Source organism: Labilibaculum antarcticum (genome assembly GCF_002356295.1).
Taxonomy (GTDB): domain Bacteria; phylum Bacteroidota; class Bacteroidia; order Bacteroidales; family Marinifilaceae; genus Labilibaculum; species Labilibaculum antarcticum.
The window spans coordinates 5,397,452-5,411,075 of the sequence record NZ_AP018042.1 but is presented as its reverse complement, the minus strand read 5'-3'; the positions used below and the strand labels follow the sequence as shown (position 1 = coordinate 5,411,075).

The 13,624-nt window shown below is 34.6% G+C and carries 11 protein-coding genes; 2 read left to right on the top strand and 9 right to left on the bottom strand.

The window, feature by feature from the left end:
- Positions 1 to 19: 19 nt before the first annotated feature.
- From ALGA_RS21550 to ALGA_RS21515, 8 genes are all read right to left on the bottom strand, one after another.
- Positions 20 to 769: an NADH-quinone oxidoreductase subunit B family protein gene (locus ALGA_RS21550; RefSeq protein ID WP_096432866.1), complete on the bottom strand. Its 750-nt coding sequence runs from the start codon at positions 767 to 769 to the stop codon at positions 20 to 22.
- A gap of 5 nt (positions 770 to 774) precedes the next feature.
- On the bottom strand, positions 775 to 2,037 hold the full coding sequence (locus ALGA_RS21545) for a malic enzyme-like NAD(P)-binding protein (RefSeq protein WP_096432864.1): 1,263 nt from the start codon (positions 2,035 to 2,037) through the stop codon (positions 775 to 777).
- A gap of 10 nt (positions 2,038 to 2,047) precedes the next feature.
- Complete coding sequence (locus tag ALGA_RS21540) at positions 2,048 to 3,550, bottom strand: hydrogenase large subunit (protein WP_096432862.1); 1,503 nt, start codon at positions 3,548 to 3,550, stop codon at positions 2,048 to 2,050.
- 92 nt (positions 3,551 to 3,642) lie between these two features.
- Positions 3,643 to 5,067, bottom strand: a complete 1,425-nt coding sequence (locus tag ALGA_RS21535) for a complex I subunit 5 family protein (RefSeq protein WP_096432861.1) — start codon at positions 5,065 to 5,067, stop codon at positions 3,643 to 3,645.
- A gap of 6 nt (positions 5,068 to 5,073) precedes the next feature.
- Positions 5,074 to 5,703, bottom strand: coding sequence for a hypothetical protein (locus tag ALGA_RS21530; RefSeq protein ID WP_096432860.1), 630 nt, complete (start codon positions 5,701 to 5,703; stop codon positions 5,074 to 5,076).
- 10 nt (positions 5,704 to 5,713) lie between these two features.
- Entirely contained in the window at positions 5,714 to 6,619 is a 906-nt protein-coding gene (locus tag ALGA_RS21525) for a respiratory chain complex I subunit 1 family protein (protein WP_096432859.1), read from the bottom strand.
- Between the two features lies 1 nt (position 6,620).
- Positions 6,621 to 8,651, bottom strand: a complete 2,031-nt coding sequence (locus ALGA_RS21520) for a proton-conducting transporter transmembrane domain-containing protein (protein ID WP_096432857.1) — start codon at positions 8,649 to 8,651, stop codon at positions 6,621 to 6,623.
- 11 nt (positions 8,652 to 8,662) lie between these two features.
- Positions 8,663 to 10,672 (bottom strand): proton-conducting transporter transmembrane domain-containing protein, encoded by a 2,010-nt coding sequence (locus ALGA_RS21515; RefSeq protein WP_096432855.1) that lies wholly within the window; start codon positions 10,670 to 10,672, stop codon positions 8,663 to 8,665.
- A 137-nt stretch (positions 10,673 to 10,809) separates the two neighbouring features.
- Between ALGA_RS21515 and ALGA_RS21510 the strand changes: the two genes are divergently transcribed.
- A complete protein-coding gene (locus ALGA_RS21510) occupies positions 10,810 to 11,526 on the top strand; it encodes a Crp/Fnr family transcriptional regulator (protein WP_096432853.1) in 717 nt (238 codons plus the stop codon).
- A 158-nt stretch (positions 11,527 to 11,684) separates the two neighbouring features.
- Here ALGA_RS21510 and ALGA_RS23420 read toward each other — a convergent pair whose 3' ends face one another.
- A complete protein-coding gene (locus tag ALGA_RS23420) occupies positions 11,685 to 11,798 on the bottom strand; it encodes a SulP family inorganic anion transporter (RefSeq protein ID WP_231706014.1) in 114 nt (37 codons plus the stop codon).
- A gap of 507 nt (positions 11,799 to 12,305) precedes the next feature.
- On the opposite strand from ALGA_RS23420, the gene ALGA_RS21500 reads away from it, so the two are divergent.
- A complete protein-coding gene (locus tag ALGA_RS21500) occupies positions 12,306 to 13,541 on the top strand; it encodes a threonine/serine exporter family protein (RefSeq protein WP_096432851.1) in 1,236 nt (411 codons plus the stop codon).
- The last annotated feature ends 83 nt before the right edge of the window (positions 13,542 to 13,624 follow it).

The window sequence follows — 13,624 nt, the reverse complement described above, 5'->3', positions numbered from 1 at the left end:
ACTTTATCTTTGCTGATTCCTATTTTTTCCTTGTTAAGGAAAGTACACCATTAATAAAACTTAGAGGATGCACCGGATTACCTGACACATATAAATCAACATGATGTTTCGATAAAAAACTTCTGTCAATAGCTGGACTATCAGCAAATATTCCTCCACTAATAGCGTCGACTCCAACAAGAATAATTATTTTTGGTTCTGGTATAGCATCATAACAACGTTGCAAAGGTTCAGCCATATTTTCAGTTATGGGACCAGTTATAACTATTCCATCAGCATGACGTGGCGAGGCTACAAAGTCGATACCAAAGCGACTCATATCAAACTGCACGTTGTTTGATGAAGTTAACTCCCACTCGCAACTATTATCACCACCAGCCGACACCTGTCTAAGCTTTAATGATCGACCAAATAAACTATAAATTTCTTTTCTGACACTTTCAGTATCCATCTGAATAGGTTCATCAATGCCTTCGTAAATAATTAAATTTTCTCGGATGTTTGTCGAAAGTTTATAGTCTTTAGTAAACTTTATTTTATCTGGAAATTGCACAGCACATTCTCCGCAATAGGTACATTTGCCAAGGTCGATGCTAAAGGGAGCACAGCTAATGGCTTTTGTCGGACATAAATCAACCAAAATTTGTTCATCTACTTTGTTTTTTGAAATTACAGGTCTTCCCCTGAAAATACCAGGAACTTCTACCTTGGTAACATCAGGTATAAACTGTTTACCCTGATGCCAAACTATTTTAAGGTTATCGAACATGTTTTTTATTTTATTATACGTTTATCTAATTCTTTTATATAGCTTATCATATCAGGAATATCTATTCTGGCTACCCCGCTATCAATGGCAGCTTTTGCCACGGCAGGAACAATAGTTCTCAATAATCTTAAATCGGAAGGACGCGGAATAAAATAATCGCGACCAAATGAAAGCGATTCACTGCTATCAATACTTAAAAAGGGTTCTTTAGCGATAGATGCTAGTGCATAAACGGCAGCTTTTTTCATTTCCATATTAATTTTTATTGCCCTAACATCAAGAGCGGCTCTAAAAATATAGGGAAACCCTAATACATTATTTATTTGATTAGGAATATCGCTGCGACCAGAAGCATAAATAATTCCAGATTTCGCCTTAATGGCCTCATTGTATGTAATTTCGGGATTTGGATTGGCCAAAGCAAAAACAATGGGATTCTCGGCCATGGACTGAACCATTTTAGGAGTCATTAGATTTGCTTTAGACAGTCCGATAAAGACATCGGCACTTTCCACAGCTTGTGCTAATGTGCTTAAATTGGTGTTAATAGCAAAAGCTTGTTTATATTTACTAAGGTCAATTCGGTTTTTTGAAATAACTCCTTTGTTATCGAGCATCAATAGATTTTCTTTTTTTACTCCGAGCGACAAATACATATTTGAGCAGGCCATAGCTGCTGAACCAGCACCATTAACCACAATCTTAATGTTTTGCAGTTTTTTACCGGCAATTTCACAGGCATTTAGCAAACCAGCGGCTGATACAATGGCTGTTCCATGTTGGTCATCGTGCATTACCGGAATATTAAGGGCAGCAATTAACCGTTTTTCAATTTCAAAACATTCCGGAGCTTTTATATTTTCAAGATTTATTGCCCCAAATGTAGGCGACATGGTAATTACCGTCCTAACAAAAATATCGACATCAGTTGTATCCAACTCAATATCAAAGGCATTTATATCTGCATATTTTTTAAGTAACATGGCTTTGCCTTCCATTACAGGCTTTGAAGCCAAAGCACCCAAATTGCCAAGTCCAAGTACCGCAGTACCATTCGTAATAATAGCAACAAGATTCCCCTTAATCGTGTATTTATATACATCATCAGGATTTTCTTTAATTCTCAGGCAAGGTTCAGCAACCCCTGGGGTGTATGCCAGAGATAAATCGTATGCAGAATCACAAGGTTTACTGGATATTACTTCAAGCTTACCTGGTCGTTTGCTAGTGTGGTAAAGTAGTGCTTCTTTATTTAATTTAGTATCCATTTTCGTCTTGTTATAAGTCGTGACCACAATAGGAAAGATTAAAGCTTTTGTTACATATCGGGAAATCTGAAATCTCATTGTTTCGAACAGCTTGAGCCAGAGCCATCCAATTGTGGTGTGATGGATCTTTTATTTTATAAGTTTTTAAATTTCCATCACCATCGGTAATGGCACAATGACAGATTTCTCCACGCCAGCCTTCTACCAAAGACAAGGTGAATTTTTCTTTTCCTGACTTAAAATCGGTTATTGTTGGTTTTTTGAAATTAGGTATGTTTTCCAGCAATTTTTTACAATAACTGATGGATTGTAATATTTCTTCTCTCCTTAATCTAACTCTTGAATACACATCACCGTGATGTTTAACAATAGGCTCATGAAGGATTGTTTGACCATATAGGTTATTTGGGTGGGATAGGCGAATATCCCGATTTATGCCACAAGTTCTTGCTACCATTCCAACAGCGCCAATTTCAAATGCTTGTTCGATTGTAACAATTCCGGTTCTTTCCATTCTTGCCAGTGTACTGGGTAATGAAAAGAACTTTTTAGACATTTCGTTAAAATCTCGTTCATATGCCTCAAATAATTCGATCAGTCTCTTTGCTAAATCTTTAGTAAACGGGTAATTTATTTTTCCTGGTCGTATTAAACCTTTTGCAAGTCTATTCCCTCCCCATTCCTGAAAAAAATTAACAATAGGTGTGCGCAATCTTCCATAAACTGAATTTCCTAATTGATAGGCTATATCGGCACAAACACCTCCGAGATCACCGGTATGAATAGCGATTCTCTCTAGTTCCAGAGCAATCGTCCGCGAATAATGCAAGAAATCATCGGTTTCGTATTCACATAAACTTTCCCATAAATTTGAGAAAGCTGTAGAGTGGCCAATTGCGGTATCTCCTGCAATATTTTCAACTATGGTAGCACGTTCCAGAAGTTTGGTTTTTTTCAGCATTAATTGCTCAATACCTCTATGCTGATAGCCCAATTGAATTTCTAAATGTAGAATTTGTTCACCATTGCAAATAAACCTGTAATGCCCAGGTTCAATAATCCCTGCATGAATAGGACCTACGCCTACTTCATGCAGTTCTTCACTATCGGCCTGAAAGAATGGATAATCGGCAATGCCTTGTTTTTTATTCGCCCTGTTGTGTGCAAAACGCATTGGTTTTAACCACGGATGATCGATATAATCTATTCCGAAATTTTCATGAATCTCACGTTCAAACTTCTCGAAGTTATGATTATGATTTGTTAAAGAAGAAACTTTATCTCCAACATTTATAGTGGAGGAATTAATAAAGATTTTATGGGTATCATCGTCGGCAATGCAACAGAATAGTTTTATTTGCGGTTGTTCGTTAATAGCGAAAAAATTTACACAATGCTTTTCTGTATGATCTTTTAATAAGGATATATTTTCTTCAAGAAAATCTTGATATCCTAAAACAGGAATATCCTTTGTATTAATGGTTTGATTATTATGGATGGAAATGTATTTCATGTTTCTAAATTTTGTTATTCAATTGCTTCATAGAACTTACTTTACAGTTTTTCTAATGTGAGAAAAGTAATTTTAAAGACTTGTTTTATTTTTTATTGAATAAGTGTAACAGCCTCCTGAATCAAATTAACAAATTCAGCTGGAGGGTTATAAGCTAAGTAAACACTTAGTGCTAGTAAGATATATTGAGAAACAGAATCTAATGGATTTATTCTTGGGATCTTACTTTCATCAATAGATAGAGGAGGAGTAAATAAGAGTTTAAAAATATTGGACCCAAAACCCCATATTATCATGGTCAGTAAAATCAATACAAGAATTAGAATTAATATTTGGTGTGCTTCAAAAAGTGATTGAAATACTAAAAATTCACTGATAAACAATCCTGAAGGTGGCATAGCCGTTGCCGAAATAAAACCCAATAAAATGACAATGGCTCCTGTTTTATTGTATTTAAAGTAGTGGCCCACATCATTGATGCTCTTACTTTGAAAAACTCTGTATATCTGATTAAACTGAAAAAACAAACTGGGTTTTACAAAAGTATGCAGAATAATGTGAAGAATTGCAGCATAAACACCAATTCCACCAACTGCCAAGCCCAGCATTACAATACCCATATGTTCAATACTTGAATAAGCGAACATTCGTTTAATGTTCTTTATATGAGTCATATAAACCGTAGCAACAAATATTGACAATACGGCCGAAATAATAATGATAACAGATGCCCAATGTTGAATTTGCGTATGAGAGACAATTCCATAAATACGATAAATTCCAATAAATCCCATGTTCATTAAAACACTTGAAAACATTGCTCCAGCTGGTGCCGGTGCTTTATCCTTGGCATCGATACCTGCTGTGTACATGGGTACCAAACCAATTTTTGCAGTAAAACCTGTAAAGATAAAAAGGAACGAAAGTTTTAGCCAAAAAAGGTTTAACATGTCGTAATGTTCCATTATGGAATCAAAGGACATATCTTCAATACCGGCCTGCTTCATGGCAAGGCTCAAAAAAAGAATGCCTATATAGATAAAACTAATGCTGAGGGCACATATAAAGACATATTTCCATACCCCTTCAAGTGCTCTGATGTTACGGTGATGATAGATTAATGCAGATGCACTTAGTGTGGTCAGTTCAACAAATATCCACGTAACAGCAATGTGATTCGATAAATATGCCATACTACATGCAGACAGCAACATGATCATAGAAGCAAAGAAAAGACCACGACTATGTGGGGTTTCATCGTGTGTTGCTATATAAAGATAACAATGATATAGGGTTGGAATACTTACAATACACAAGGCAAAGAGAAGTAAAACTCCTATCGCATCGGGTTTAAAATATACAAACTCTACTATATTAATATGATTGTACTCATAGAATCCTAATGCCCAAAGTAAAATTGCATAGATTATAACCAAGGTGTAATTAACGATGGTATTCTTATTGAAAAAAAGCAAACTGCAAATAAGAAGCGTACCTAATAAAAATATTGCTATCATTATGAATTAGTCTTTAAGTTTTCGTAAAAAATTGACATCGGGGTCTTTTATAACATCTCCTAATTTGTTGAAGAAAATCCCGAGGATAAGAACACTGGCAAATATGTCTAGCATAATTCCAAGGTTAACTAGCATAGGCATTTCGTTTCCCACTGCGAGAGCCAGCACAAATACACCATTTTCAATTATCAGATAACCTATTACGTGTATAATAATTTTTTTTCTTGAAACAATTAAGTATAAACCTGTAAATAAATTAGCTAAGGCAACAACAAAATAAGTTTTATCAAGGTATGTGTCTTCAATGGAACTTGACAAAATAATAGTAATAATGATAATAGTTGTCACAATAATTAAAGAGATGAAGTTTGGGAGGTAAGGCTCTGCTTCTCTGGTAATTTTATTCCTTTTTATAAGGTATTTTATAAAGAGAGGTACTGCTAAAGCTTTAAAAATAATGGTTTCTAACATGATGAGTATTAGGTTCCAGGTGTTAATCTCCGTAAGTGATAAATAGGTTACCCCAAAAAGAATGAACCCCTGGAAAATAAGAATATTTATATAGGTGTATATCCTATTGGCAATACTCATAAAGAGTACTGTTATCGCAAAAACTATTAATAAAATATCAGTCATATTCGTCGAGTTAAATAAATTTTCCTAATACCAGTAGTACACCAAAAAAGATAAGTAGTGAAATTGAAGTAAGCATGAAAATAAATTGAGGGTTGTGGCTCATTCTAAACCTTGCCATAAACGATTCAAGAATGCCTACGATTATTGCAAAAACTGTTTGAATGACTATAAATAAAGGAATTGAAATTTGTAGAGAAACAGATCCAATAAAGAAATTAGCGATTAATGCGCCATACATAGCAAATTTTAATGGTGTGGCATATAAAATAACTCCCAAATCAAAACCACTGTTATCCAATATCATAACTTCATGAACCATAGTTAGTTCTAGGTGTGTTTTTGGATCATCAATAGGCATGCGGCTATTCTCAATCATTGCGATTAAAACCAATACAAAGGTGGCCAAGGTTCCTATCATATAGGAAATGTACGATCCATAATTGAGTGCGGTAAATATTTCGTGAAAGGAAGTGTGTCCAGTAAATAAAGCCAATGATCCCATAATAATAAAGAATGCGGGTTCAACCAACATTGAAAAAAGGGCTTCTCGACTTGCTCCCATACCTTCAAAACTACTTCCTGTATCTAAGGCAGATATAATCAGCATAAATTTACCCAAGCCCAAAATATAAGCAAACATCACAAAATCGCCACCAAACGAAATAATCCCAGGTATATTCCCGTGGGGGATCATTAAAATTGCCATGATAATGGAAGAGAAATAGATTGTTGGTGCAATCTGGAATATTATACTGGTTGTTGTACTATAAACAGAACCCTTTCTCCAGAGTCTGACTATATCTCTCATTGGTTGCAAAATATCTGGACCTTTTCTACCCGAGGCTAGACTCTTGGTGCGTACCACCAAGCCCATGAAAAAAATACTTGCTACTATTATAAGTAAAAAGCTAAGCATATTATAATTGATTTAAAAAATTGATTAATACGATAATTTTTGAAATAAGTATTGGAGACAAAATAGCTGTAATCAAAAAAATTGAGCCATATAAAATGTATGACTGAATGTTACCATTCTGAAGAAAAATAAAGCGATTTAATATCTTTTTAAATAAATAAATAGGTTTGTCGATAAGTACATGTTCTATTCTATCATAAGGATGAGTTGTTGAGTGAATTTGATTAGGATAGATACCATCAACATTTTCTTTCTCTTTTTTTATGTATAGTATAGGTTCGATTAATTTTCGATAAGTGCGTATGAACGACGAGGCTGTATATTGTATTTTGTTTGTTTTTCCGACATATCCACACCCCCAAGTTATATTAGCTTTGCGTACACGCTGTTTAATTATTTGTCGTTTAAGAAGAAAGACAAAAGCTGTGAGCAACACAAATCCAAATGAATAGAAACCAATACTGGTTAATTGGTTTAATATTCCATGTAATGGGCTTAGCAATAATGGTTCTTGTTGCATGTTGAATACTCCTATAACCTTAACAAGTGCTGAAGAAAATAGAAATGGCAGTAAACCAATAATTAGTATGGCCAAAATAATGATGTAGAGTGGAAAATTACGATTTGTTGTTTCAATATCTGTATCAGTTTTTAATTCGGAACGTTTTGTTCCCAAAAAAACAATCCCGAATGCTTTGGTAAAACAAATCAAAGCCAAACCACCAATAAGTACCAATGCTAATATTGAAAACAGCATGGTTAATGTGAGCCTAAAATCGTTTGAACCCAAGCCTTTGAATAATCCATTGTAGATGAAAAATTCTGAAACAAAACCATTAAAAGGTGGTAAACCACAAATTGCCAACGAACCAATTAAAAAAAACCAAGCTGTATTGGGTATTTTCTTTATTAACCCACCCAATGATTCAATATTCATTGTATGGGTAAATTGATAAACATTACCAGCACTAAAAAAGAGCAATGATTTAAATAATGAGTGGTTAAGGGTGTGAAGCAATGCGCCTCCGAAACCTGCAATAATTAGCCATTGATTACTTGTTCCTAAACCAAGGCAACCGAGTCCAATGCCCATTCCGATAATGCCAATATTTTCAATGCTATGATAGGCTAAAAGTCTTTTGAGGTTATGCTGAATAATTGCCAACATTACACCATACAGCCCAGTTATAATTGAAATAGTTAGAATGAAATATCCAATAACTGTAAAATCTGTTTTTAATAACGACAACATTCGTAAAATGCCGAAAATGCCAATTTTAATTATTACTCCCGACATGATGCCCGAAATATGAGCCGGAGCAGCCGGGTGAGCCAAAGGTAACCAAGTGTGAAAAGGGACAAAGCCGGCTTTTATTGCAAAACCAATGAAGAATAAAATAAACAAACCGATTCCCATTGATGGGTGTAAGGCTGAATATTCTGTAATTGCTGAGAAATCAAAAGAACCCGTTTTTACTTTTACCCAAATAAATGCAAAAGTTAAAAATAGGATGGAAATATGTGATTGAACGAAAAAATTAATCCCTGCCTTCAAGGTCTCTTTTTTATAATGTTCAAATATGATTAGGATGAATGAGCCGATAGCCATTATTTCCCAAACAATGAGGAATATAATTGCATTTTGTACAATGCAAATATCAATCATTGCTGTAAATGTTACTATGTATGTTATGGCATGTAGTTGAAGATTACTGGTTTGCTCCTGATATTTTTTCATATACTGAATGCCATACCAAGCTCCTGTTAGAAAAGTAAAACCGATAATTAGAATAAACCATGCCGACAGATAATCAATTTTTATCGGAATGGTTCCTGTTATAAATGATCCACTGTAGCTATAGAATAATTGACCCTTTGAAAAAACCTGAAAAGCCAAAACAAATGATAGGATCACTTGCAGCGTAATTGCAATTAGTGAAGCAATTCCAAGTTTCTTCGAGTTCAAAAAAGGAAAACTCGCAAGCGAAAAAATAGCGATTAAATTAAGTGTCAGGATCAGGTATTCATCCATGCTTTCTGATTTTAACTGATTAAACTAAGTACTGTTCCGATAAAAACCATTAGAATAAAAAATAAGCCATAAATAACATAGGATTGAATTTTACCGTTTTGTATAAACTGAAAATAATTCAAGACTAATGTCATTCGTTTAGTAATTGGCAATACCAAAAATCTTTCTAATAAATCGAAATAATAGGTAGAAAACTTATAATGTGTTGGGTATAACTGTGTTTTTGAAATTTTATCTCTAGCCTTGCGTTCGTTTAGCACGAAACCAAATAGGCTACCAAATGTGCGGGCATAGGAACGACCTGAATATTGTGCTTTCGGAATTGGTGCTACATAACCACATTTCCATGTTTCGTATAAAGTAACCTTTCTTTTTTTAATCAATTGAAACCGGACGATTAAAATCAGTGCCAATAAAATTATAAAGTATATACTTAAATGCCCAATAGTAGCTAGGTTGGTACTGATAGTTTCTATTTGTGAAACATTAAATATTAATTTCGTTGTAAAGATTGAATGAATAATATTTAGAGTAATTCCAAAATAAAACTGAGGAAAAAAGGCAACTGATAACATGACTGCTACAATGAGGTATTGTGGAAATAGCATAATGAATGAAGCCTCGGTTGGTGTGTTATGTAGTTCTGATCTTGGCTGTCCTAAAAACATGATTCCAAACGATTTTGTAAAGCTTATAATGGATATTCCTCCTACCAGTACTAGTCCAACAATGGATAATACAATTAGTATAACATGTGAAATGCCTGATACAGAGAATAAACCATGGAACAAACCGGAATAGATTAGATATTCTGAAATAAATCCGTTAAACGGAGGTAAACCGCCAATTGCTAATGCGCCAACTAGAAAAAACAGGGCTGTTTTTGGCATCGATTTTATTAGTCCACCCAGTTTATCAATATTTCGGGTATGTGTTTGTTGATATACACTTCCAGCGCTAAAAAATAAGAGGGATTTAAATAAAGAATGATTTAAAGAATGTAATAATGCCCCCCCAAAACCAAGGATAGCAAGCATATCTTTATGTGCTCCAATTCCAATAAGTCCTAAACCAATTCCAATTCCAATAATCCCAATATTTTCGATGGTACAAAAAGCCAATGCACGTTTAAAATCATATTTAACAGATGCATTTATAATACCATAGAGTGCTGTAATTACTGATAGACTCAAGATAACTTCTCCAATTATAAACCAGTCGTGAGTGATGTAAGAGATAATACGAAATATTCCGAAAATGCCTAATTTAACAATTACCCCAGACATTACCCCTGAAACATGCGAAGGAGCAGCCGGATGTGCATGAGGTAGCCATGTGTGGAAAGGCAGAAAACCTGCTTTTATAGCAAATCCAATAAAAAAGAGAATAAAAATCCAAATGGAATGTTGGTTTGAAACCACAGAACTTAAAGAGGAAAGGTTAAAAGAGCCGGTTTCAGCAAATAGCCAAATTACACCCACGGTTAAAAAAACAACGCTTAAGTGCATCTGAATTAGATAATTAAGTCCAGCTTTCAGCGTGTTTTTATTTTGATATTCAAATATGACAAGCATTAACGACGAAATAGACATGAGTTCCCATGCAACAAGAAAGATGATTCCATGGTCGAACATGCACACCCATACCATTGAAATGTGAAAAAGAATATAAAATATCCAATGAAATCCTATGTTTGTTTTTAAATGTTGATATGATTTTAAATATCCACTACCAAATAAAGCTCCGTTTATTGTAGTAAAATTTATAATTAATATAAACCATGCCGAAAGATTGTCTACTTGAACATTAATAAGGCCACCAGGTAAATGAGCCAAAAGGAGCGTCCCTGTTTGAGCATTACCCATTAAAGCCAAAACCGACGGTATTGAGGTAAGTATAGAATTGATTAATACAACAACAATAGCCACCCAGGCTCTATTTTTACTTGGTACTACTGCTATTCCAAATATTCCAGCGAGTAGAACAAAAAGGGTAAGTAATGCTATTTGTGAAACTTCCATATGAACTAGTTAATCGTATTCGTTATTTTTATTAACAGAGACAAAAGTAGTCCTAATTTTTTTGGAATAATTGATTTGAATCAATGATATAATTGATTGTAACTAATTATTGATACTTTTGTAATGAGATATAGATTATGGAAGATTCATTAAGTAAGATACGAGAGCGTTTTCATTTGAAAAGAGAATTTGATTTTGAAAGTTTGCCAGAACACGTGCAGATAGATTTTACAAATCAAATGATTGTTAAGCGTTTCAAGAGAGGTCAAAATATTTTTACGGAGGGAGCTTTCCCTTCGGGAATTTATTTCGTAAAAAAAGGGAAGATTAAAAAATTTAAAACATTGAATAGCGGTAAAGAGCAAATTATATATTTGTGTTGCGAGGGTGAAATGATAGGTTATGCGGCCTTTATGGGTGAAGAGAGATATCACGATTCAGCGGCGGCAATTACGGAATCATTGATAGGGTATATATCGAAAGACCGCCTAGTATGTTTACTGGATAAGCATCAGGAATTAGCCAAATTGCTAGTTATGAAATTAAGCCACGAATTTGGGGTGATGGTAAATTTTATTGCTACGTTCACTAAAAAAAGTGTGAGAGAACGGGTAGCACTCACTTTGCTAATATTAAACGAAAACTTTCGACAAAATAAAAACATCGACAACGAAATTGAAATAGAGCTTACACGCGAAGATTTTGCCAATATTGTTGGGATTGCAGTTGAAACTTTGGTGAGAATTCTTAGTAGTTTTGCCGACGAAGGTTTGATTGTAAAAATAAAGCGAAGGATTATTGTTAAGAAGCCGATGGATTTATTTACAATAGCAGATTTAACAGATACCTTTTGATTGAAGCATTTAATTTAATGGTGTAACAATACTAGAATAACTGTAGAATCTTTTACGATTGAATAATGGTACAACTTGCTTCAGAAATTTCGAATTGGTGAACGATACCATAAATAATTACGATAAAAGCTCCCGTAGGCCCTCCAATTTGAACACGACTACCACAGGGAAATGATAAAATCACCCATAATTTCTGATATTAAACCCTTTTCAGGCGAAATACCTGATGCAATAACAAATGCAATGGCTAGGGGCAGAGCAACAATTCCCACAATGATACCTGCAAATAAATCTTTCTGGAAAGCTTGTGCATTGTAGCCTTATAGTACAGTAAATAATTTAGGCTTAAAGGTAGATTTCATTTGTTTGTATTTTTGATTATTCCCCCGTTAAATGGTAAAACGAAACGTTCATGTAAATATCTGTTGAGTAATAAAACGCAACAGTTATGGCTGTGAGGCATTAATTAGTTTTGATTAATTGAAGCTGCAGGAGTAATGCATATTGGCTCTCGTTATCCTCGAACACGGCAATATTTTTAGAGAAATTGAAACAAATTTATATTTGCTCTTGTTTCGAAGAAAAATATGCGACTAATAATGCACACGGCTTAAGTATTGGTGCCCAAATAAATTGTAGTTTTGTGTGGTTTTAAAAGTATTGATTAGTAGTTGTCAGTCAACAGTAATCAGTGAACGGTTGGCAATAACAAAATTAAACGTTTAGGTGCATAGCACCTTAGCTAACCAGTAATAATCATGTAGAACAGAAAATAAAGCATGCAGGTTCCCGGAAAATATAAATTCATAGTACAATTGGGTAAAGCACTTCATACCTATGGCGTTCCTTCCTATAAATCTCAAATTTATTTAACTGATATTGCCGGAAAGAAGGGCATTAAGGGAAATTATATGGATACACCCACATGGATCAACTATGTGTTTTACGAGGAGGAGGAGCAAACCTACAATTATGTGGAGTGTGTGCCACCTGGGGATTTGAATTTAGGTGCCTTGTCGCGAATTGTTGAAATTACCAATGATGTGCTATCAAATAAAATTAGTTTTGACGAAGCAAAAATTGCCATCGAAAAATTAAAGACAGCACCTTTTTCTTATGGCAAATTGACCGAGTTGGCCGCTTTTATTCTTTCGGCAGGTGCATTTAGCATGATATTGGATACCAGCTGGGCGTCAGCCATAACTGCCTCTGTTATTGGCGCCGTAATTTATGGCATCACTTTGCTGGCTCAAAAATCTGGATACATTCGGAGTGCTTTGGAATCGTTAATTGCCTTTGTGGCCACACTAATTGCGGGTTTGTTGTCTTTGCAATTTGATCAAATCAACATTTCCATGACCATTTTGGCATCTATTATTGTGTTTATTCCCGGTTTATCGATCACTACCGCATTGGAAGAGATCACTTCGCGAAGTCTGGTGTCGGGAACTGCAAAACTTTTCGATGCCTTGGTATCGCTCTTTAAGCAATTTTTTGGTGTTGTTTTGGGCCTGGCAATTCTTCCTTTATTTGTTGATCTTCAACCTAATCATGTGGTGAATGATATACCCGACTGGCTTGACTATTTAGCAATTGTGGTTTTGGCACTTAGTTTAACGGTTGTATTTAAGGTGAGAACAAGGGATGTTTTGTATTGTGTAATTGCCGGATTTGTAAGTTTTTTTACCACCGCATTTTTCGATTTCACAGGGATTTTAGTCAGCATATTTATCGGAACTATTGTGGCCGTGAGCATTAGCAAGTTGTTTAGTAAAATAACACGATCGCCCCAATTGGTGTTTTTAGTGCCTGGAATCATAATGCTCGTTCCCGGAAGTAAAGCATTTATTGGTTTAAGTAGTGTATTCCTCGATGCACCGGGAGTGCAGAACAACATGGGATCGCAGGTGCTTTATATTTTTATGGGTATTATTGGTGGTTTAATCTTCTCAGGTAGTTTTATGGACAGAAACATTAAAAAAGCATCCTCGAAAAGCATGTTGCCAGTGCAGTAAAAAATTCTTCTTTCCTTTTTTAAAAAGGCTTTAGCCACATAAAAGAAATAATATGAGTTGGTAAGAGGATGAAAATGCACACG